Origin of the sequence: Shigella sp. FJ200513 (assembly GCF_040495915.1) — a bacterium.
Classification (GTDB): domain Bacteria; phylum Pseudomonadota; class Gammaproteobacteria; order Enterobacterales; family Enterobacteriaceae; genus ECMA0423.
The window spans coordinates 1-22,145 of the sequence record NZ_JBDYCV010000027.1; the positions used below are offsets into that span (position 1 = coordinate 1).

The 22,145-nt window shown below is 50.3% G+C and carries 18 protein-coding genes, 1 pseudogene and 1 riboswitch; of the genes and pseudogenes, 13 read left to right on the top strand and 6 right to left on the bottom strand.

Features of this window, described 5'->3' with window-relative positions; genetic code table 11:
• Positions 1-209: 209 nt before the first annotated feature.
• Positions 210-1,559, bottom strand: a complete 1,350-nt coding sequence (lysC, locus tag ABZJ92_RS08265) for a lysine-sensitive aspartokinase 3 (RefSeq protein WP_001290322.1) — start codon at positions 1,557-1,559, stop codon at positions 210-212.
• Positions 1,560-1,650: 91 nt separating this feature from the next.
• Positions 1,651-1,847, bottom strand: a riboswitch (Lysine riboswitch).
• A 236-nt stretch (positions 1,848-2,083) separates the two neighbouring features.
• Between lysC and pgi the strand changes: the two genes are divergently transcribed.
• From pgi to ABZJ92_RS08290, 5 genes are all read left to right on the top strand, one after another.
• Positions 2,084-3,733 (top strand): glucose-6-phosphate isomerase, encoded by a 1,650-nt coding sequence (gene pgi / locus ABZJ92_RS08270; RefSeq protein WP_000789994.1) that lies wholly within the window; start codon positions 2,084-2,086, stop codon positions 3,731-3,733.
• A gap of 462 nt (positions 3,734-4,195) precedes the next feature.
• Positions 4,196-4,438: an exopolysaccharide production protein YjbE gene (gene yjbE / locus ABZJ92_RS08275; protein WP_000757326.1), complete on the top strand. Its 243-nt coding sequence runs from the start codon at positions 4,196-4,198 to the stop codon at positions 4,436-4,438.
• Between the two features lie 113 nt (positions 4,439-4,551).
• Positions 4,552-5,190, top strand: coding sequence for a YjbF family lipoprotein (locus ABZJ92_RS08280; protein WP_001341739.1), 639 nt, complete (start codon positions 4,552-4,554; stop codon positions 5,188-5,190).
• Positions 5,187-5,924: a capsule biosynthesis GfcC family protein gene (locus ABZJ92_RS08285; RefSeq protein ID WP_000595564.1), complete on the top strand. Its 738-nt coding sequence runs from the start codon at positions 5,187-5,189 to the stop codon at positions 5,922-5,924. Before ABZJ92_RS08280 ends, ABZJ92_RS08285 begins: the two co-directional genes overlap by 4 nt.
• Positions 5,924-8,020, top strand: a complete 2,097-nt coding sequence (locus ABZJ92_RS08290; RefSeq protein ID WP_000745744.1) for a YjbH domain-containing protein — start codon at positions 5,924-5,926, stop codon at positions 8,018-8,020. Before ABZJ92_RS08285 ends, ABZJ92_RS08290 begins: the two co-directional genes overlap by 1 nt.
• A 46-nt stretch (positions 8,021-8,066) precedes the next feature.
• Here ABZJ92_RS08290 and ABZJ92_RS08295 read toward each other — a convergent pair whose 3' ends face one another.
• Positions 8,067-8,345, bottom strand: coding sequence for a periplasmic protein (locus ABZJ92_RS08295; protein WP_001295279.1), 279 nt, complete (start codon positions 8,343-8,345; stop codon positions 8,067-8,069).
• On the opposite strand from ABZJ92_RS08295, the gene ABZJ92_RS08300 reads away from it, so the two are divergent.
• The gene (locus tag ABZJ92_RS08300; RefSeq protein ID WP_000487766.1) at positions 8,346-8,489 is read left to right on the top strand and encodes a hypothetical protein; all 144 of its coding nucleotides are present in this window, start codon (positions 8,346-8,348) and stop codon (positions 8,487-8,489) included.
• Between the two features lie 125 nt (positions 8,490-8,614).
• Positions 8,615-9,025: a phosphate-starvation-inducible protein PsiE gene (gene psiE, locus ABZJ92_RS08305; RefSeq protein ID WP_000202902.1), complete on the top strand. Its 411-nt coding sequence runs from the start codon at positions 8,615-8,617 to the stop codon at positions 9,023-9,025.
• Between the two features lie 43 nt (positions 9,026-9,068).
• Here the strand turns inward: psiE and xylE are convergent, their stop codons facing one another.
• From xylE to malE, 4 genes are all read right to left on the bottom strand, one after another.
• Positions 9,069-10,544, bottom strand: coding sequence for a D-xylose transporter XylE (xylE, locus tag ABZJ92_RS08310; protein WP_001097282.1), 1,476 nt, complete (start codon positions 10,542-10,544; stop codon positions 9,069-9,071).
• A gap of 370 nt (positions 10,545-10,914) precedes the next feature.
• Positions 10,915-11,805 carry a maltose ABC transporter permease MalG gene (malG, locus tag ABZJ92_RS08315; RefSeq protein WP_001252058.1) on the bottom strand — a complete coding sequence of 297 codons (891 nt, stop codon included), beginning with the start codon at positions 11,803-11,805 and terminating at the stop codon, positions 10,915-10,917.
• A gap of 14 nt (positions 11,806-11,819) precedes the next feature.
• Entirely contained in the window at positions 11,820-13,364 is a 1,545-nt protein-coding gene (gene malF / locus ABZJ92_RS08320; protein ID WP_001297290.1) for a maltose ABC transporter permease MalF, read from the bottom strand.
• 153 nt (positions 13,365-13,517) lie between these two features.
• Positions 13,518-14,708, bottom strand: a complete 1,191-nt coding sequence (gene malE / locus ABZJ92_RS08325; protein WP_000695390.1) for a maltose/maltodextrin ABC transporter substrate-binding protein MalE — start codon at positions 14,706-14,708, stop codon at positions 13,518-13,520.
• A gap of 364 nt (positions 14,709-15,072) precedes the next feature.
• On the opposite strand from malE, the gene malK reads away from it, so the two are divergent.
• The 6 genes and pseudogenes from malK (at position 15,073) to ubiA (ending at position 22,086) form a co-directional block, all read left to right on the top strand.
• Entirely contained in the window at positions 15,073-16,188 is a 1,116-nt protein-coding gene (gene malK / locus ABZJ92_RS08330; protein ID WP_005050616.1) for a maltose/maltodextrin ABC transporter ATP-binding protein MalK, read from the top strand.
• Positions 16,189-16,259: 71 nt separating this feature from the next.
• Positions 16,260-17,600: a maltoporin LamB gene (lamB, locus tag ABZJ92_RS08335; RefSeq protein ID WP_000973658.1), complete on the top strand. Its 1,341-nt coding sequence runs from the start codon at positions 16,260-16,262 to the stop codon at positions 17,598-17,600.
• A 151-nt stretch (positions 17,601-17,751) separates the two neighbouring features.
• Positions 17,752-18,672 (top strand): maltose operon protein MalM, encoded by a 921-nt coding sequence (malM, locus tag ABZJ92_RS08340; RefSeq protein ID WP_000783442.1) that lies wholly within the window; start codon positions 17,752-17,754, stop codon positions 18,670-18,672.
• Between the two features lie 228 nt (positions 18,673-18,900).
• Positions 18,901-20,481, top strand: a pseudogene (locus ABZJ92_RS08345) (SopA family protein).
• Between the two features lie 222 nt (positions 20,482-20,703).
• Entirely contained in the window at positions 20,704-21,201 is a 498-nt protein-coding gene (gene ubiC / locus ABZJ92_RS08350; RefSeq protein WP_001295693.1) for a chorismate lyase, read from the top strand.
• A 12-nt stretch (positions 21,202-21,213) separates the two neighbouring features.
• Complete coding sequence (gene ubiA, locus ABZJ92_RS08355; RefSeq protein ID WP_000455241.1) at positions 21,214-22,086, top strand: 4-hydroxybenzoate octaprenyltransferase; 873 nt, start codon at positions 21,214-21,216, stop codon at positions 22,084-22,086.
• Positions 22,087-22,145 lie beyond the last annotated feature (59 nt).

Sequence of the window (22,145 nt, forward strand, 5' to 3'; positions counted from 1 at the left end):
AAGTGCATGAACTGCTGCCCTGGAACTTCTCGTCTGTAAAATAATCCTTACGCTACGTACTTCTCGGGGCGCTTACGGTTTTTCTGCTCATTATTAGCTCCTTCTGATGCCATTCTATTTCAGGAAGGAGTGTCCGTTAAACTCAGGCTACCTCATAGTGACAAGAAAATCAATACGGCCCGAAATATAGCTTCCAGGCCATACAGTATTTACTCAAACAAATTACTATGCAGTTTTTGCACCACCTGCTCGGCATCTTCGCCGGGCACCAGGAAGCACAGGTTATGGCTGGATGCGCCGTAACAAATCATGCGAATGTTGAACGGTTCCAGTACGCCGAATACCTCTTTGCCAACGCCGCAGGCTTTTGACAGGTCATTGCCAATCAACGCGACCAGCGCCAGACCTTCTTCCACCTCCACCCGGCACAGTGCGGAAAGCTCCATCAGCAGAGATTGCGTCAGCAACGTATCGCCAGTGGAGGTTGAACCGGTGGTATCAAGGGTTAATGCCACGCTCACTTCTGACGTGGTGATTAAGTCTACCGAAATATTATGCCGCGCGAGGATGCCGAAAACTTCCGCGAGGAAGCCGCGAGAATGCAGCATATTCAGGCTGTGCAAAGTGAGCAGAGTCTGATTGCGACGAAGCGCCAGCGCGCGGAACAGCGGCGGATTTTCAGTTTTATTGCACACCAGCGTACCACCTGCGCGTGGGTCTTTGCTGGAGCCGACAAAGACCGGGATATCGCTGCGTACTGCGGGTAGCAACGTTGCCGGATGCAGTACTTTTGCACCAAAAGTTGCCATCTCTGCCGCTTCGGCAAACGCGATTTCATCAATGCGTTTTGCTGCGGAAACTACGCGTGGATCGGTGGTGTAGATGCCCGGGACGTCGGTCCAGATATCAACACGAGATGCGTGTAAAGCCTCCGCCAGCAAGGCTGCCGTATAATCGCTGCCTCCACGGCCAAGCGTCGTTGTACGACCTTTATTTTCGCTACCGATAAATCCCTGGGTGATCACTAAGCCTTCATTGAGGCGTGGGAGCAGCTGCAGCGCGGCCAGTTCCGCCAGCGCGGCTACATCTGGCTCTGCACGACCAAATCGGTCGTTGGTACGCATCACTTTACGTACATCAAACCACTGTGCCTGAACATCGCGTTCGCGCAGGATTTCGACAAACAGCAGGGTCGACATCAGCTCGCCGTGGCTGACCAGCTCATCTGTCAGCGCCGGAGACGTTGCCAGCGCCGCCGCTTCTGCCAGAACAGTAATGTTCTCCAGCAGACGTTCAATCTCTTCACGGATAACGTTCGGGTAACGCAGACGTTCCAGAATGGCAAACTGGATGTTGCGAATAGCGTCGAGTTTTTCGAATCGCTCGCCAGGTTCCAGCCCTTCCGCTAAAGCGACCAGCAGATTAGTGATACCAGCAGAAGCCGAGAGGACTACTAAACGCACGTTGGCATCAGAAAGCACAATATCAGCGCTGCGGTTCATGGCGTCAAAATCAGCTACGCTGGTACCGCCAAATTTGGAGACAACAATTTCAGACATAACTACCTCGTGTCAGGGGATCCATTTTCAGCCTTGGCACAAGGGAAGAGCGGAAGACGGGTGGGCGCAGAGCGATACTTCGCTACTATTTTCACCCAGAAGTGCTCCACCACTTGCGAAACGCCCGACTGCGAACGCTTCTGGTGACAACCCAGGGGATTCAGCCCCTGTAGCCGATGATGAACGTGGCCAGCCGTTCAATCACCTCGGCGATGCACCCCCTCAGGTGTTATCACAGGACTGGCTCCTCCAACACCGTTACTTGGGCAACGCGCCTCTTCTGGCCTGCGCTAGCGCAGGTAGTACATTTATAAATAAAGGGTGAGCGGGGCGGTTGTCAACGACGGGGTCATGCGGATTTTTCATCCACTCCTGGCGGTCAGTAGTTCAGCTAATAAATGCTTCACTGCGCTAAGGGTTTACACTCAACATTACACTAACGGCACTAAAACCATCACATTTTTCTGTGACTGGCGCTACAATCTTCCAAAGTCACAATTCTCAAAATCAGAAGAGTATTGCTAATGAAAAACATCAATCCAACGCAGACCGCTGCCTGGCAGGCACTACAGAAACACTTCGATGAAATGAAAGACGTTACGATCGCCGATCTTTTTGCTAAAGACGGCGATCGTTTTTCTAAGTTCTCCGCAACCTTCGACGATCAGATGCTGGTGGATTACTCCAAAAACCGCATCACTGAAGAGACGCTGGCGAAATTACAGGATCTGGCGAAAGAGTGCGATCTGGCGGGCGCGATTAAGTCGATGTTCTCTGGCGAGAAGATCAACCGCACTGAAAACCGCGCCGTGCTGCACGTAGCGCTGCGTAATCGTAGCAATACCCCGATTCTGGTTGATGGCAAAGATGTTATGCCAGAAGTCAACGCGGTGCTGGAGAAGATGAAAACCTTCTCGGAAGCGATTATCTCCGGTGAGTGGAAGGGTTATACCGGCAAAGCAATCACTGACGTAGTGAACATCGGGATCGGCGGTTCTGACCTCGGCCCGTACATGGTGACCGAAGCACTGCGTCCGTACAAAAACCACCTGAACATGCACTTTGTTTCTAACGTCGATGGGACTCACATCTCGGAAGTGCTGAAAAAAGTAAACCCGGAAACCACGCTGTTCCTGGTAGCATCTAAAACCTTCACCACTCAGGAAACCATGACCAACGCCCATAGCGCGCGTGACTGGTTCCTGAAAGCGGCAGGTGATGAAAAACACGTTGCGAAACATTTTGCGGCGCTCTCAACCAATGCCAAAGCCGTTGGCGAGTTTGGTATTGATACTGCCAACATGTTCGAGTTCTGGGACTGGGTCGGCGGCCGTTACTCTTTGTGGTCAGCGATTGGCCTGTCGATTGTTCTCTCCATCGGCTTTGATAACTTCGTTGAACTGCTTTCTGGCGCACACGCAATGGACAAGCATTTCTCCACCACGCCTGCCGAGAAAAACCTGCCTGTCCTGCTGGCGCTGATTGGCATCTGGTACAACAATTTCTTTGGTGCGGAAACTGAAGCGATTCTGCCGTATGACCAGTATATGCACCGTTTCGCGGCGTACTTCCAGCAGGGCAATATGGAGTCCAACGGTAAGTATGTTGACCGTAACGGTAACGTTGTGGATTACCAGACTGGCCCGATTATCTGGGGTGAACCAGGCACTAACGGTCAGCACGCGTTCTACCAGCTGATCCACCAGGGAACCAAAATGGTACCGTGCGATTTCATCGCCCCGGCTATCACCCATAACCCGCTCTCTGATCACCACCAGAAACTGCTGTCTAACTTCTTCGCCCAGACCGAAGCGCTGGCGTTTGGTAAATCCCGCGAAGTGGTTGAGCAGGAATATCGCGATCAGGGTAAAGATCCGGCAACGCTTGACTACGTGGTGCCGTTCAAAGTGTTCGAAGGTAACCGCCCGACCAACTCCATCCTGCTGCGCGAAATCACTCCGTTCAGCCTGGGTGCGTTGATTGCGCTGTATGAGCACAAAATCTTTACTCAGGGCGTGATCCTGAACATCTTCACCTTCGACCAGTGGGGCGTGGAGCTGGGTAAACAACTGGCAAACCGTATTCTGCCAGAGCTGAAAGATGATAAAGAAATCAGCAGCCACGATAGCTCGACCAATGGTCTGATTAACCGCTATAAAGCGTGGCGCGGTTAATCATCATGCGTGCCTGATGCCGATATGTAGGCCGGATAAGGCGTTTACGCCGCATCCGGCAACCGGAGCCTGATGCCAATATCGACATTAATGCATAGTATGAGGAGTTAAATAACCTTAAAAACAATGCCGACAATAAGTCGGCATTGTTTTATCAGATAAATCCCCTTGTCTGTGATTTAACGGAAATCATACCGTGAGGTTAATCCTAAAATAGATTTTTAATCGTTGTTTATTTCGGAGAATACGCAGATTAATTACTTTTGTTTTTTATTTTAAGCTTATGATTTTTATTGTTATTTAAATATAAGTTGAAACTTATATTTGATATTCATTCCAATTATCCTAAAACTCCATCGCTAATTCCCCGCGCCGTAATTCGCATGCTTTAGTTGTGTATACTCGATCCCGCCCGAAATGTTTTTGGGTAAATCTCCATTCATTCAATGAAGGGAAATTGTTATGAAAAAAGTTCTGTATGGCATTTTTGCCATATCTGCGCTTGCGGCGACTTCTGCGTGGGCTGCACCTGTACAGGTGGGCGAAGCGGCAGAGTCGGCAGCAACGTCGGTTTCGGCGGGGAGTTCCTCCGCGACCAGCGTCAGCACCGTAAGCTCGGCGGTGGGTGTCGCGCTCGCGGCAACCGGTGGCGGTGATGGTTCTAATACCGGGACCACCACAACCACGACCACCAGTACCCAGTAATAAAGTATGTATCCCCAAAATAATTTGAGTCATTGCATCTGTGGCTTGAAGTATGAAGGGATTTACCATAACCACACTCCGGTGTGGTTATTCTGCCCCTCTGGAGAAGAGTCGTGAAGCGACCTGCACTCATTCTTATCTGCCTGCTATTACAGGCCTGTTCAGCCACGACTAAAGAGCTGGGCAATTCACTGTGGGACAGTCTGTTCGGCACGCCAGGCGTACAGCTGACGGACGATGATATTCAAAATATGCCCTACGCCAGCCAGTACATGCAGCTTAATGGCGGGCCGCAATTGTTTGTGGTGCTGGCCTTCGCTGAAGACGGACAACAAAAATGGGTCACTCAGGATCAAGCCACTCTTGTCACACAACATGGTCGTCTGGTGAAGACTTTGCTTGGCGGCGACAACCTGATTGAAGTGAATAACCTTGCCGCCGACCCGCTGATTAAACCCGCACAAATTGTTGATGGTGCAACATGGACGCGCACGATGGGCTGGACCGAGTACCAGCAGGTACGCTACGCCACCGCACGCTCAGTCTTCAAATGGGATGGCACCGATACCGTCAAGGTCGGCAGCGATGAAACCCTGGTTCGCGTGCTGGACGAAGAAGTCTCCACCGACCAGGCGCGCTGGCATAACCGCTACTGGATCGACAGCGAAGGGCAAATTCGCCAGTCGGAACAGTATCTCGGCGCGGATTATTTCCCGGTGAAAACCACTCTCATCAAGGCGGCAAAACAATGATTAAACAAACTATTGTCGCGTTGCTTTTGAGTGTGGGAGCGTCATCGGTCTTCGCGGCAGGAACCGTCAAGGTGTTCAGCAATGGCAGCAGTGAGGCCAAAACGCTAACGGGCGCAGAGCATTTAATCGATCTGGTAGGGCAACCTCGACTGGCAAACAGCTGGTGGCCTGGTGCGGTGATTAGCGAAGAGCTGGCAACGGCGGCAGCATTGCGTCAGCAGCAGGCGTTGCTGACACGGCTGGCAGAACAGGGCGCAGATTCCAGCACCGACGATGCCGCCGCCATTAACGCCTTACGCCAGCAAATCCAGGCATTGAAAGTGACAGGCAGGCAAAAAATCAATCTTGATCCCGATATCGTCCGCGTTGCCGAACGCGGTAACCCGCCGTTGCAGGGCAACTACACGCTGTGGGTCGGACCACCGCCGTCCACGGTCACGTTGTTCGGGCTTATCAGCCATCCTGGCAATCAGCCATTCACTCCAGGTCGCGACGTGGCGAGCTATCTCTCTGACCAGAGCCTGCTCAGCGGTGCGGATCGCAGCTACGCGTGGGTCGTTTACCCGGACGGACGCACGCAAAAAGCGCCGGTGGCTTACTGGAACAAGCGTCACGTAGAGCCGATGCCCGGCAGCATTATTTATGTTGGCCTCGCAGATTCCGTCTGGAGTGAGACGCCTGATGCCCTTAACGCCGACATTCTTCAGACTCTGACGCAGCGGATACCCCAATAATGAAAAAAAGACATCTGCTTAGCTTACTGGCGCTGGGCATTAGCACAGCTTGCTACGGCGAAACATATCCTGCGCCCATTGGTCCGTCGCAGTCGGATTTCGGTGGCGTAGGATTATTACAAACTCCCACCGCGCGTATGGCACGGGAAGGGGAGTTGAGTCTGAACTATCGCGATAACGATCAGTACCGTTATTACTCAGCTTCAGTGCAACTCTTCCCGTGGCTGGAAACAACGCTGCGCTACACCGACGTGCGCACCCGGCAGTACAGCAGCGTCGAAGCGTTCTCTGGCGATCAAACGTATAAAGATAAAGCCTTCGATCTCAAACTGCGTTTGTGGGAAGAGAGTTACTGGCTGCCGCAAGTGGCGGTTGGTGCGCGGGATATCGGCGGTACGGGGCTGTTTGATGCGGAATATCTTGTTGCCAGCAAAGCCTGGGGGCCGTTCGATTTTACGCTCGGCCTGGGCTGGGGATATCTGGGCACCAGCGGTAATGTAAAAAATCCGCTCTGTTCAGCCAGTGATAAATATTGCTATCGCGATAACAGCTACAAACAGGCGGGATCTATCGACGGTAGCCAGATGTTCCACGGTCCTGCCTCACTGTTTGGCGGCGTGGAATACCAGACGCCCTGGCAACCGCTGCGTCTGAAACTGGAGTATGAAGGTAATAATTATCAGCAGGATTTTGCCGGGAAGCTGGAGCAAAAAAGTAAGTTTAACGTCGGGGCGATTTATCGCGTTACCGATTGGGCCGACGTTAACCTTAGCTATGAACGTGGCAACACCTTTATGTTTGGCGTCACGCTGCGCACCAACTTTAACGATCTGCGCCCGTCCTACATCGATAACGCCCGCCCGCAATATCAACCGCAGCCGCAGGATGCCATTTTGCAGCATTCGGTGGTGGCGAATCAGTTAACGTTGCTGAAATACAACGCCGGACTTGCCGATCCGCAGATCCAGGCGAAAGGCGATACGCTGTATGTTACCGGCGAGCAGGTGAAATATCGTGATTCGCGCGAAGGGATCATCCGTGCTAATCGGATCGTGATGAACGATCTGCCGGATGGGATCAAAACGATCCGCATTACGGAAAATCGCCTTAACATGCCGCAAGTGACGACGGAAACCGATGTCGCCAGCCTGAAAAATCATCTCGCCGGAGAGCCGTTGGGCCACGAAACGACGCTGGCGCACAAACGCGTCGAGCCAGTGGTTCCGAAGTCCACCGAGCAGGGCTGGTATATCGACAAATCACGCTTTGATTTCCATATCGATCCGGTGCTGAACCAGTCGGTCGGTGGCCCGGAAAACTTTTACATGTATCAGCTGGGCGTGATGGGAACGGCAGATTTGTGGCTGACGGACCATCTACTGACCACCGGCAGCCTGTTTGCAAATCTTGCCAACAACTACGACAAGTTTAACTACACCAATCCACCGCAGGACTCGCACTTACCGCGCGTTCGTACCCATGTGCGCGAGTATGTGCAGAACGATGTCTATGTGAATAACCTGCAAGCCAACTACTTCCAGCATCTGGGCAACGGCTTCTACGGTCAGGTCTATGGAGGTTATCTCGAAACCATGTTTGGCGGTGCGGGGGCCGAAGTGTTGTATCGTCCGCTGGACAGTAACTGGGCGTTTGGTCTGGATGCCAACTACGTTAAACAGCGCGACTGGCGTAGTGCAAAAGATATGATGAAATTCACCGACTACAGCGTGAAAACCGGACATCTGACCGCCTACTGGACGCCATCTTTCGCCCAGGACGTGTTGGTGAAAGCCAGCGTCGGGCAGTATCTGGCAGGGGATAAAGGCGGCACGCTGGAGATCGCTAAACGCTTTGACAGCGGCGTGGTGGTGGGTGGCTATGCCACGATCACCAACGTTTCGAAAGAGGAGTACGGCGAAGGGGACTTCACCAAAGGCGTGTATGTCTCGGTACCGTTGGATCTCTTCTCGTCTGGCCCGACACGCAGCCGTGCGGCGATTAGCTGGACGCCGCTGACGCGTGACGGTGGTCAGCAACTTGGGCGTAAGTTCCAGTTGTATGACATGACCAGCGACCGTAGCGTAAATTTCCGCTAAGTCATGGGAAAGGTGCCAGTTTTCGCACTCACTGGCACCCTCATTCTTAATGACCTGTTGAGCCATCAGGAACGCAGTTCACCCCCGGTTTACGATCTGGTGTGTAAAGGCGAAAACATTCTGTCTTCCTGTCCGTCGATATCGGTTGCAGGTCTGGTTGCCTGAGCGACTGGGCCATCATTGGGCTGGAGACATTGCTTTGCGGTAGGTCGGCTTTATCAGCAGTACCGAGCGGACCAGCATAAGCAGGAAGAACAGAGACTGATAACATCAAAGCAGCAAAATAAGGCTTCATTTTTACCACCTTTATCAGGTTACGTTTCATTTGTTCCAGAGGAACATTGTCGATTTTTCGCGCATTGCTGGTGGCTGGGAATCACCTGAATGGGTGATTTTTGAATTACCGGCTTTGGTGCGGTTTGTCTTGCCGGATGCGCCGCCAGGCGCGGCTTATCCGGCCTACGGGTAGGTATATCCGGCTTTGGTGGAGGCGCGCTCCAAATCCAGGTTGAACAAAACATACACAAAAAATATAGATCTCCGTCACATTTTTGCGTTATACAGGAAGCTCGCCACTGTGAAGGAGGTACTGCTATGACGTCACTCTCTCGTCCGCGCGTGGAGTTTATCTCCACCATTTTGCAGACCGTACTCAATCTTGGCCTGCTGTGCCTCGGCCTGATTTTGGTTGTCTTCCTCGGCAAAGAAACGGTGCATCTGGCTGATGTGCTGTTCGCGCCAGAACAAACCAGCAAATATGAGCTGGTAGAAGGACTGGTGGTTTACTTTCTCTATTTCGAATTTATCGCGCTGATTGTGAAGTACTTTCAGTCCGGTTTTCACTTCCCGCTACGTTACTTTGTCTATATTGGGATCACCGCCATTGTGCGCTTGATCATCGTCGATCATAAATCGCCACTGGATGTGTTGATCTACTCGGCTGCGATCCTGTTACTGGTGATCACCCTGTGGCTGTGTAATTCGAAACGGCTGAAGCGGGAGTAAAAAGACAGCACGCCGAAATGGCGCGGCGTGCTGGACAGGAAGATTACAGCGTAGCAGTTTGTTGTGTTTTCTTCGTTTCCGGTTCCCAGAGCGCTTCCAGCTCCTCAAGGGTTTTACCTTTGGTTTCCGGGACAAATTTCCACATAAACAGTGCTGCCAGAACGCCCATACAACCGTAAATCCAGTAGGAGAAACCGTTGTGGAAATGGGCCACCAGCCAGGAGTTTTTGTCCATCATCGGGAAGGTCCAGGAGACGAAGTAGTTCGCCAGCCACTGGGCCGCCACCGCGATTGCCAGCGCTTTACCACGAATAGCATTCGGGAAGATTTCCGACAGCAGTACCCAGCATACCGGACCCCAGGACATGGCAAAGGCGGCAACATAGAACAGCATCGACAGTAGCGCCACAATACCCGATGCCTGAGTGTAAAACGCGGTACCGAGGCTAAACATACCGATTGCCATTCCGAGTGCGCCGATAATTTGCAGTGGCTTACGACCAAATTTATCCACAGTCATAATTGCCAGTACGGTAAAGGTGAGGTTGATAACTCCGACAATAATGGTCTGCAACAGCGCGATATCCGTGCTGGCCCCCAGCGTTTTGAACACTTCCGGCGCGTAGTACAGCACCACATTGATGCCGACAAATTGCTGGAAGATGGAGAGCATAACGCCGATTACAATCACGCCCACGCCAAACATCAGCAGACGACCACCGGTTTTGCGGCCATGATCCAGGGAGTGTTTAATTTCCTGTACTGCCTGAGTTGCAAGCGTGTTGCCCATAATTTTGCGCAGGATACTTTCCGTCTGTTCTTGCTTGCCGCGTGACATCAGCCAGCGAGGACTTTCTGGCACGGTATACAGCAGCATTAAGAACAGCAGTGCAGGGATACATTCCGAGGCAAACATATAACGCCTGCCGTCAGTATTCAGCCAGCTGGCATCACCGGAACGGGCAATAAAATAGTTTACGCAGTAAACTAAAAGTTGCCCGAAAATAATCGCAAACTGGTTAAATGAAACCAGTTTTCCGCGAATATGAGCTGGAGCCAGTTCCGCAATATACATTGGTGAAAGCATTGAGGCTAAACCAACGCCAATACCGCCAATAATACGATAAATAACAAATTCCGGGACATAACCTGCCAGATAAATAGGTACTGTGTTGTCCGGGTTTATAGAGGTAAAACCAAGTTCTGGCCAGGCAGAACCTACACCAGAAATAAAAAACAGGACAGCAGAAATCTTAAGTGAATCACGACGGCCGAAGCGGTTACTGCAATAACCACCGAGGGCACCGCCGATGATGCAACCAATCAGAGCGCTGGCTACGCAAAATCCTAACAGGGAGTTGGCAGCGGATTCACTTAAGTTTTGTGGAGCAACAAAGACGGTATTGAGTGACTCAACAGTACCGGAAATAACGGCGGTGTCGTAGCCAAATAATAAACCACCTAATGTAGCGACTAAGGTAATCGAAAATATATAACTGGAATTATACTGGGTATTCATTCAGACCTGCCTTAGACCATTCTGATCTTTTATCAGTGCATTGATGTTGGAATTGTCAGGCAGTTAAGGCAATTATCATTTTTTACAATGCGTTTACGTAATGTCTTTTCTGTGATCTTAATTGTGATAATTATCAAAAATTGATGAAACAATACTATTGCCGTGACTCAGAGCACGAAAGAGAATTATCGTAAGTGGGAAAACAAATAACGTAAAAATAATAAGTTCTATGATGGGAATATTAACCGGCGAACGATTCAGATTGCAGACGAAAGAAAAAAAGGCGCTCCGTGGAGCGCCGAATAATAGTCACAAGTTGGGATAACGTAAGTTGAGGGTGCAGCGGCATAACATTGGCAGAACAACATCTTTAACCTTTCACACCACCTGCCGTCAGGCCGTTGACCAGCCAGCGTTGAGCCAGCAAGAAGACGATGGTGATCGGTAATGCAGACATCACGGCAGCGGCGGCAAAGTCACCCCACAGGTAGTTTTGCGGGTTGAGGTATTGCTGCATCCCCACGGCCAGGGTGTAGCTGTTTACGTCACGCAGTAACAGCGACGCGACCGGAACTTCAGTAATGGCAGCGATAAACGACAGGATGAATACCACCGCCAGAATCGGTACTGACAGCGGCAACAGGACAAGGCGGAAGGCCTGCCACGGTGTCGCACCATCCAGCGCAGCCGCTTCTTCCAGCGAACTGTCGATGGTTTCGAAATAGCCTTTGATGGTCCAGACATGCAGCGCAATCCCACCCAGATACGCGAAAATTACGCCGCCGTGAGTATTCAGGCCAATGAATGGAATGTACTCACCCAGACGATCAAACAACGCATACAACGCGACCAGTGAAAGTACTGCCGGGAACATCTGGAAAATCAGCATTCCTTTCAGCAGCGTCGCTTTGCCTGGAAAGCGCATACGGGCGAAAGCGTAGGCGCAGGTGGTGGAGAGCGCCACAATGCCAATCGCGGAAATCCCAGCGACCTTTACCGAGTTCCACAGCCACAGCAGTACCGGGAATGGCGGTGGCGTAATGCGACCATCAGCCTGTTCAACGCTAAAACCTAACGCCAGTTTCCAGTGATCCCAGGAGATTTGCTCCGGGATCAGGCTACCGGTCGCGAAGTTTCCCTGACGCAGCGAGATAGCGACGACCATCAGCAGCGGGAACATAATCGCCGCGATAAAAAGTAGCAGTAGCAGGTGAGTAATAAACAAACGTGCTTTTTGCGATTTCGGTTGGACCATTGCCATTTTTGTTATCTCCCTTAATCAAACTTCATTCGCGTGGCTTTCAGGTTCACTATCGCCAGCGCACCCACCAGCAGGAAGATCAGCGTGGCAATTGCTGCCGCCAGACCGAAGTCCTGACCCCCGCCGCCTTCAAAAGCGATACGGTAGGTGTAGTTAACAAGCAGGTCGGTATAACCGGCTGGCGTGGTCGTGCCAAGACGATCCGGGCCGCCGTTGGTTAACAGCTGAATCAGCACGAAGTTGTTAAAGTTAAAGGCGAAGCTGGCGATCATCAGCGGCGTCAGCGGTTTAATCAGCAGCGGCAGCGTAATCTTAAAGAAGTTCTGGAACGGACCTGCGCCATCCATTGCTGAGGCTTCATACAAATCGTCCGGAATCGCTTTCAGCAAGCCCATGCAGAGGATCATCATGTACGGATAACCCAGCCAGGTATTGACGATAATCAGCATCGTGCGAGCGGTGGTCGGATCGCTGAACCAGGCGGGCTTCACGCCAAACAGCGCGCTCAACATCATGTTGATTTCACCGAAGCTCTGGTTAAACAATCCTTTGAAAATCAAGATTGAAATGAACGATGGCACCGCGTAGGGCAGAATCAGCAGGACGCGATAGACCGCTTTGCCGCGCAACGCTTCCCACTGCACCAGACATGCCAGAACCATGCCGACCGCCACCGTTAAAAAGACAGTGATCAGCGAGAACACCACGGTCCAGACGAAAATGGCGAGGAACGGTTTCTGAATGCCTTCGTCGGTAAAGACGCGGGTAAAGTTTTTCCAGCCGGTGGTCACGGTGTAACCGGGGCTTAGCTTTTCATCCCCCCAGTTGCCGTCGGCGGTAATGGACTGGTAAAAGCCAATTTGGTTATTCGGACGATATTTCACGCCACTCTGATTATTCGTCAACGTGCCGTCACCGTCGAGTGTGTAGAGCGGCTGCGTGCCAGAAAACTGGCGCAGGGAGCTCATCATCACTTTGTTGCCATCCGGCAGAATGGCGGTAATGTCACTCAGCGCCTGACGATTCTGGGTAATCACGCGCAGATTCGCGCGTTCGCCTTCGGGCTGGGCGGTCGTTTCTTTCAGTTGCAGTTTTTGCTCGCCGCCAAATTTAAACGCGTCGGAGAGGTAATTTTTGCCGGTTTCGCCGTCGCTGAGCGCCAGTTGCCACTCATCGCCCGCCGGGTAAAGACCAAAGTTATAGGTTTTGCCTGCTTGCCAGGAGCGATCTAACAACACTTCCTGCGCACGTTCAAAAGTCAGCTGGTTAGTGCTGCTGTAGTTGGTGAAGGCAATGGCGATGGTGCAGACCAGAGGGAAGAGGACGAATAATCCCATTCCAGCCATTCCCGGGTAAACATAGCGCCAGGCGTAGGCTTTACGATTGGCGAAAATATACAGCCCCGCTGAACTCAATATCAGCGTGGTAATGGCGAACAGGTATTCCCCTTGTGCGTACATTAAAACAACAAGGTAACCCACCAGCAGGCCGAGCAGACCTAGCACTGACCATTTCAGCGCGTCGCTTTGCCACCAATGTTTCTTTTTAATGACATCCATGGGGTTCTTCCTCATTCCAGGACGGATAAGGCTTTCACGCCTTATCCGACAACAACTGCCTGATGCGACACTGATGCGTCTTATCAGGCCTACATGCGTTTCAGTTTTGTAGGCCGGACAAGGCGTTCACGCCGCATCCGGCATTTCACAGCATTACTTGGTGATACGAGTCTGCGCGTCTTTCAGGGCTTCATCGACAGTCTGACGACCGCTGGCGGCGTTGATCACCGCAGTACGTACGGCATACCAGAAAGCGGACATCTGCGGGATGTTCGGCATGATTTCACCTTTCTGGGCGTTTTCCATGGTGGCGGCAATACGTGGATCTTTCGCCAACTCTTCCTCGTAAGACTTCAGCGCTACGGCACCCAGCGGTTTGTCTTTATTAACCGCTTCCAGACCTTCATCAGTCAGCAGATAGTTTTCGAGGAACTCTTTCGCCAGCTCTTTGTTCGGACTGGCGGCGTTAATACCGGTGCTCAGCACGCCAACGAACGGTTTAGATGGTTGACCCTTGAAGGTCGGCAGTACCGTTACACCATAATTCACTTTGCTGGTGTCGATGTTGGACCATGCCCACGGGCCGTTGATGGTCATCGCTGTTTCGCCTTTATTAAAGGCAGCTTCTGCGATGGAGTAATCGGTGTCTGCATTCATGTGTTTGTTTTTAATCAGGTCAACCAGGAAGGTCAGACCCGCTTTCGCGCCAGCGTTATCCACGCCCACGTCTTTAATGTCGTACTTGCCGTTTTCATACTTGAACGCATAACCCCCGTCAGCAGCAATCAGCGGCCAGGTGAAGTACGGTTCTTGCAGGTTGAACATCAGCGCGCTCTTACCTTTCGCTTTCAGTTCTTTATCCAGCGCCGGGATCTCTTCCCAGGTTTTTGGCGGGTTCGGCAGCAGGTCTTTGTTATAAATCAGCGATAACGCTTCAACAGCGATTGGGTAAGCAATCAGCTTGCCGTTGTAACGTACGGCATCCCATGTAAACGGATACAGCTTGTCCTGGAACGCTTTGTCCGGGGTGATTTCAGCCAACAGGCCAGATTGAGCGTAGCCACCAAAGCGGTCGTGCGCCCAGAAGATAATGTCAGGGCCATCGCCAGTTGCCGCAACCTGAGGGAATTTCTCTTCCAGTTTATCCGGATGCTCAACGGTGACTTTAATTCCGGTATCTTTCTCGAATTTCTTACCGACTTCAGCGAGACCGTTATAGCCTTTATCGCCGTTAATCCAGATTACCAGTTTACCTTCTTCGATTTTGGCGAGAGCCGAGGCGGAAAACATCATCGTCGTTAATGCGGATAATGCGAGGATGCGTGCACCTGTTTTTATTTTCATAATCTATGGTCCTTGTTGGTGAAGTGCTCGTGAAAACACCTAAACGGACTCTAGTTTCTTTATACGGCAACCTCTTTCCATCCTCCTTGCCCCTACGCCCCACCGTTGCTTTGTGTGATCTCTGTTACAGAATTGGCGGTAATGTGGGGATGCGCACATAAAATCGCCACGATTTTTGCAAGCAACATCACGAAATTCCTTACATGACCTCGGTTTAGTTCACAGAAGCCGCGTTCTCATCCTCCCGCCTCCTCCCCCATAAAAAAGCCAGGGGGTGGAGGATTTAAGCCATCTCCTGATGACGCATAGTCAGCCCATCATGAATGTTGCTGTCGATGACAGGTTGTTACAAAGGGAGAAGGGCATGGCGAGCGTACAGCTGCAAAATGTAACGAAAGCCTGGGGCGAGGTCGTGGTATCGAAAGATATCAATCTCGATATCCATGAAGGTGAATTCGTGGTGTTTGTCGGACCGTCTGGCTGCGGTAAATCGACTTTACTGCGCATGATTGCCGGGCTTGAGACGATCACCAGCGGCGACCTGTTCATCGGTGAGAAACGGATGAATGACACTCCGCCAGCAGAACGCGGCGTTGGTATGGTGTTTCAGTCTTACGCGCTCTATCCCCACCTGTCAGTAGCAGAAAACATGTCATTTGGCCTGAAACTGGCTGGCGCAAAAAAAGAGGTGATTAACCAACGCGTCAACCAGGTGGCGGAAGTGCTGCAACTGGCGCATTTGCTGGATCGCAAACCGAAAGCGCTCTCCGGTGGTCAGCGTCAGCGCGTGGCGATTGGCCGTACGCTGGTGGCCGAGCCAAGCGTATTTTTGCTCGATGAACCGCTCTCCAACCTCGATGCTGCACTGCGTGTGCAAATGCGTATCGAAATCTCCCGTCTGCATAAACGCCTGGGCCGCACAATGATTTACGTCACCCACGATCAGGTCGAAGCGATGACGCTGGCCGACAAAATCGTGGTGCTGGACGCCGGTCGCGTGGCACAGGTTGGGAAACCGCTGGAACTGTACCACTATCCGGCAGACCGTTTTGTCGCCGGATTTATCGGTTCGCCAAAGATGAACTTCCTGCCGGTAAAAGTGACCGCCACCGCAATCGATCAAGTGCAGGTGGAGCTGCCGATGCCAAATCGTCAACAAGTCTGGCTGCCTGTTGAAAGCCGTGATGTCCAGGTTGGAGCCAATATGTCGCTGGGTATTCGCCCGGAACATCTACTGCCGAGTGATATCGCTGACGTCATCCTTGAGGGTGAAGTTCAGGTCGTCGAGCAACTCGGCAACGAAACCCAAATCTATATCCAGATCCCTTCCATTCGTCAAAACCTGGTGTACCGCCAGAACGACGTGGTGTTGGTAGAAGAAGGTGCCACATTCGCTATCGGCCTGCCGCCAGAGCGTTGCCATCTGTTCCGTGAGGATGGCACTGCATGTCGTCGACTGCATAAGGAGCCGGGCGTTTAAGCACCCCACAAAACACACAAAGCCTGTCACAGGTGATGTGAAAAAAGAAAAGCAATGACTCAGGAGATAGAATGATGATTACTCTGCGCAAACTTCCTCTGGCGGTTGCCGTCGCAGCGGGCGTAATGTCTGCTCAGGCAATGGCTGTTGATTTCCACGGCTATGCACGTTCCGGTATTGGCTGGACAGGTAGCGGCGGTGAACAACAGTGTTTCCAGACTACCGGTGCTCAAAGTAAATACCGTCTTGGCAACGAATGTGAAACTTATGCTGAATTAAAATTGGGTCAGGAAGTGTGGAAAGAGGGCGATAAGAGCTTCTATTTCGACACTAACGTGGCCTATTCCGTCGCGCAACAGAATGACTGGGAAGCTACCGATCCGGCCTTCCGTGAAGCAAACGTGCAGGGAAAAAACCTGATCGAATGGCTGCCAGGTTCCACCATCTGGGCAGGTAAGCGCTTCTACCAACGTCATGACGTTCATATGATCGACTTCTACTACTGGGATATTTCTGGTCCTGGTGCCGGTCTGGAAAACATCGATGTTGGCTTCGGTAAACTCTCTCTGGCAGCAACCCGCTCCTCTGAAGCTGGTGGTTCTTCCTCTTTTGCCAGCAACAATATTTATGACTATACCAACGAAACCGCGAACGACGTTTTCGATGTGCGTTTAGCGCAGATGGAAATCAACCCGGGCGGCACATTAGAACTGGGTGTCGACTACGGTCGTGCCAACCTGCGTGATAACTATCGTCTGGTTGATGGCGCATCGAAAGACGGCTGGTTATTCACTGCTGAACATACTCAGAGTGTCCTGAAGGGCTTTAACAAGTTTGTTGTTCAGTACGCTACTGACTCGATGACCTCGCAGGGTAAAGGTCTGTCGCAGGGTTCTGGCGTCGCGTTTGATAACGAAAAATTTGCCTACAATATCAACAACAACGGTCACATGCTGCGTATCCTCGACCACGGTGCGATCTCCATGGGCGACAACTGGGACATGATGTACGTGGGTATGTACCAGGATATCAACTGGGATAACGACAACGGCACCAAGTGGTGGACCGTTGGTATTCGCCCGATGTACAAGTGGACGCCAATCATGAGCACCGTGATGGAAATCGGCTACGACAACGTCGAATCCCAGCGCACCGGCGACAAGAACAATCAGTACAAAATTACCCTCGCACAACAATGGCAGGCTGGCGACAGCATCTGGTCACGCCCGGCTATTCGTGTCTTCGCAACCTACGCCAAGTGGGATGAGAAATGGGGTTACGACTACAACGGCGATAGCAAGGTTAACCCGAACTACGGCAAAGCCGTTCCTGCTGATTTCAACGGCGGCAGCTTCGGTCGTGGCGACAGCGACGAGTGGACCTTCGGTGCCCAGATGGAAATCTGGTGGTAATAGCAAAACCTGGGCCGGATAAGGCGTTTACGCCGCATCCGGCATAAAAACAGGTTGTCATTATCTGAAAGGGGCGAAAGCCCCTCTGATTATCGGGTTTAGCGCGCTATTGCCTGGCTACCGCTGAGCTCCAGATTTTGAGGTGAAAACAATGAAAATGAATAAAAGTCTCATCGCCCTCTGTTTATCAGCAGGGTTACTGGCAAGCGCGCCTGGAATTAGCCTTGCCGATGTTAACTACGTACCGCAAAACACCAGCGACGCGCCAGCCATTCCATCTGCCGCGCTGCAACAACTCACCTGGACACCGGTCGATCAATCTAAAACCCAGACCACCCAACTGGCGACCGGCGGCCAACAACTGAACGTTCCCGGCATCAGTGGTCCGGTTGCTGCGTACAGCGTCCCGGCAAACATTGGCGAACTGACCCTGACGCTGACCAGCGAAGTGAACAAACAAACCAGCGTTTTTGCGCCGAACGTGCTGATTCTTGATCAGAACATGACCCCATCAGCCTTCTTCCCCAGCAGTTATTTCACCTACCAGGAACTAGGCGTGATGAGTGCAGATCGGCTGGAAGGCGTTATGCGCCTGACACCGGCGTTGGGGCAGCAAAAACTTTATGTTCTGGTCTTTACCACGGAAAAAGATCTCCAGCAGACGACCCAACTGCTCGACCCGGCTAAAGCCTATGCCAAAGGCGTCGGTAACTCGATCCCGGATATTCCCGATCCGGTTGCTCGTCATACCAGCGATGGCTTACTGAAACTGAAAGTCAAAACGAACTCCAGCTCCAGCGTGTTGGTAGGACCGCTATTTGGTTCTTCCGCTCCAGCTCCGGTTACGGTAGGCAACACGGCGGCACCAGCTGTGGCTGCACCTGCTCCGGTGCCGGTGAAGAAAAGCGAGCCGATGCTCAACGACACGGAAAGTTATTTTAATACCGCGATCAAAAACGCTGTCGCGAAAGGTGATGTTGATAAGGCGTTAAAACTGCTTGATGAAGCTGAACGCCTGGGATCGACATCTGCCCGTTCCACCTTTATCAGCAGTGTAAAAGGCAAGGGGTAATTACGCCCCACAGTGCTGATTTTGCAACAACTGGTGCGTCTCCTGGCGCACCTTTTTTTATGCTTCCTTCCTGGGATATGAGCGATTTTTTATAGTACTTCACTTCTTCTTCACTAAGAATGTCCATTATTTCAATGCATTATCAGAGATTCTTTTCCTTTCGCCGGTAGTGTCTGGACGCTCAGGCTACTTTTCCAGGTTATTTTATTTCTGTATTACAGAGGTTTTATGATAGGTCATATCACAAATTCTGGCGGCAATAACTCTTTGATGAAACATGATGTGGTGCAAGGAAATAATATAGTAGATCTTGATTTACTACGTAATTTCAATGGGGTGACAGGTTTAAACAGAGATTACTTTATTTATATCAGTGATATATTTTTAAATATAAAACAACGGAACGAAAAAAATCATGCAATAAATATGTTACGTGAAGTCTCAATTAGTAATGATACTATAAGTGTAAAATTCTACAGAAATGAAAAAATAGAATGCGCTTGTAATTTTCTGATGGATAAAGATGCGCAGGGGTATATCGACCTGTCTGATTTTGATTTAACAAATTGTCATTTTAAAGGTGACGTTATTTCTAAGGTGTCTTTTTTATCATCAAATCTACAACATGTAACTTTCGAATGTAAAGAAATTGAGAATTGCAATTTTACTAAGGCAACAGTTGATAATGTCATATTTAAATGTCGACGTTTACACAATGTGATTTTTCTCAAAACGAGTGGCGAATGTGTTGATTTTAGCCAAAATATTCTTGATACAGTTGACTTCTCGCAGAGTCAACTTGGTCATAGTAATTTTCGCGAATGTCAGATTAGAAATTCAAACTTCGATAATTGTTATCTTTACGCTTCGCACTTCACCAGAGCAGAGTTTCTGTCTGCCAAAGAAATATCATTTATTAAATCGAATTTGACAGCTGTTATGTTTGATCATGTGCGAATGTCGACAGGGAATTTTTAAGATTGCATTACAGAACAATTGGAATTAACTATTGATTATTCAGATATATTTGGGAATGAAGATCTCGATGGTTATATCAATAACATTATAAAAATGATTGATACATTGCCAGATAATGCAATGATATTGAAATCCGTTCTGGCAGTAAAACTGGTGATGCAATTAAAAATTCTCAATATTGTTAATAAAAACTTTATTGAGAATATGAAGAAAACATTTAGCCATTGTCCTTATATAAAAGATCCAATTATACGTAGTTATATACATTCTGGGGAAGATGACAAGTTCGATAATTTTATGCGTCAACATCGATTCAGTAAGGTGAATTTCGATACCCAACAGATGATCCATTTTATTAACAGATTTAATATGAATAAAGGGCTGGTTGATAAAAATAACAATTTTTTTATCCAACTTATCGATCAGGCCTTACGATCAACGGATGATATGATCAAAGCAAATGCCTGGTATCTTTATAAAGAGTGGATTCGTAGTGATGATGTTTCACCTATATTTATAGAAACTGAAGAAAAGTTAAGAACCTTTAACACTAATAAATTAACACGAAACGATAATATATTTATCCTGTTCTCCTCTGTCGATGATGGGCCTGTTATGGTGGTAAGCTCCCAGCGCTTACATGATATGTTGAATCCTACAAAAGATACCAATTGGAATTCCACGTGTATCTATAAATCCAGACATAAGATGTTGCCTATTAATCTTACTCAGGAAACACTTTTCAGCTCCAAATCTCATGGTAAATATGCGCTTTTCCCAATTTTTACTGCGAGTTGGCGAGCTACTCGTATAAAGAATAAAGGTATTTAAGTAAAGGAAAACATCACCGTTCCTAGCATCATGGGCGGTGATGCCCCTATGGTTGCCCTCGCCAGCACGGGCATCGGCAAAGCGTAAGGTTCAACAGCGTTTTACCACTTCATGCGATTGTTGCGTTTTTGTTGCGCATTAGATCACTTAATTTGCTTTACATCTCCCGTAAACACTTTTCTGCGATACAATGCCTTTACGTTATGTAACGGAGAGTTCGGCATGTCACACCCCGCGTTAACGCAACTGCGTGCGCTGCGCTATTTTAAAGAGATCCCTGCCCTGGATCCGCAACTGCTCGACTGGCTGTTGCTGGAGGATTCCATGACAAAACGTTTTGAACAGCAGGGAAAAACGGTGAGTGTGACGATGATCCGCGAGGGGTTTGTCGAGCAGAATGAAATCCCCGAAGAACTGCCGCTGCTGCCGAAAGAGTCTCGTTACTGGTTACGTGAAATTTTGTTATGTGCCGATGGTGAACCGTGGCTTGCCGGTCGTACCGTCGTTCCTGTATCAACATTAAGCGGGCCGGAACTAGCGTTACAAAAATTGGGTAAAACGCCGTTAGGACGCTATCTGTTCACATCATCGACACTAACCCGGGATTTTATCGAGATAGGCCGTGATGCCGGACTGTGGGGGCGACGTTCCCGCCTGCGATTAAGCGGTAAACCGCTGTTGCTAACAGAACTGTTTTTACCGGCGTCACCGTTGTACTAAGAGGAAAAAAATATGGAGTGGAGTCTGACGCAGAATAAGCTGCTGGCGTTTCATCGCTTAATGCGTACGGATAAGCCAATTGGCGCGTTACTGCTGCTCTGGCCAACATTATGGGCGTTGTGGGTGGCGACACCGGGCGTTCCTCAGCTCTGGATCATGGCGGTGTTTGTCGCGGGTGTCTGGCTGATGCGCGCTGCTGGTTGCGTGGTGAATGATTATGCTGATCGCAAGTTTGATGGTCATGTTAAGCGCACGGCGAACCGACCACTTCCCAGCGGCGCGGTAACAGAGAAAGAGGCGCGCGCGCTGTTTGTAGTGCTGGTACTGATTTCGTTTTTACTGGTTCTGACGCTGAATACGATGACCATTCTGTTGTCGATTGCCGCTCTGGCATTGGCGTGGGTGTACCCGTTTATGAAGCGGTATACCCATCTCCCGCAAGTGGTGCTGGGCGCGGCGTTTGGCTGGTCGATTCCAATGGCTTTTGCCGCTGTGAGTGAGTCGGTGCCATTGAGTTGCTGGTTAATGTTCCTCGCCAATATTCTCTGGGCGGTGGCTTACGACACGCAGTATGCGATGGTTGACCGCGATGATGATGTGAAGATTGGCATTAAATCCACGGCAATCCTGTTCGGCCAATACGATAAATTGATTATTGGTATTTTGCAGATTGGCGTACTGGCACTGATGGCGATCATCGGTGAGTTAAATGGCTTAGGCTGGGGATATTACTGGTCAATTGTGGTGGCTGGCGCGCTGTTTGTTTATCAACAAAAACTGATTGCCAACCGCGAGCGTGAAGCCTGCTTTAAAGCATTTATGAATAATAACTATGTTGGTCTGGTACTGTTTTTAGGACTGGCAATGAGTTACTGGCATTTCTGATGATGTAAAAAAGCCGGATGATCATCCGGCTTTCTTCTGGGTTGCCTGATGCGTTGCGC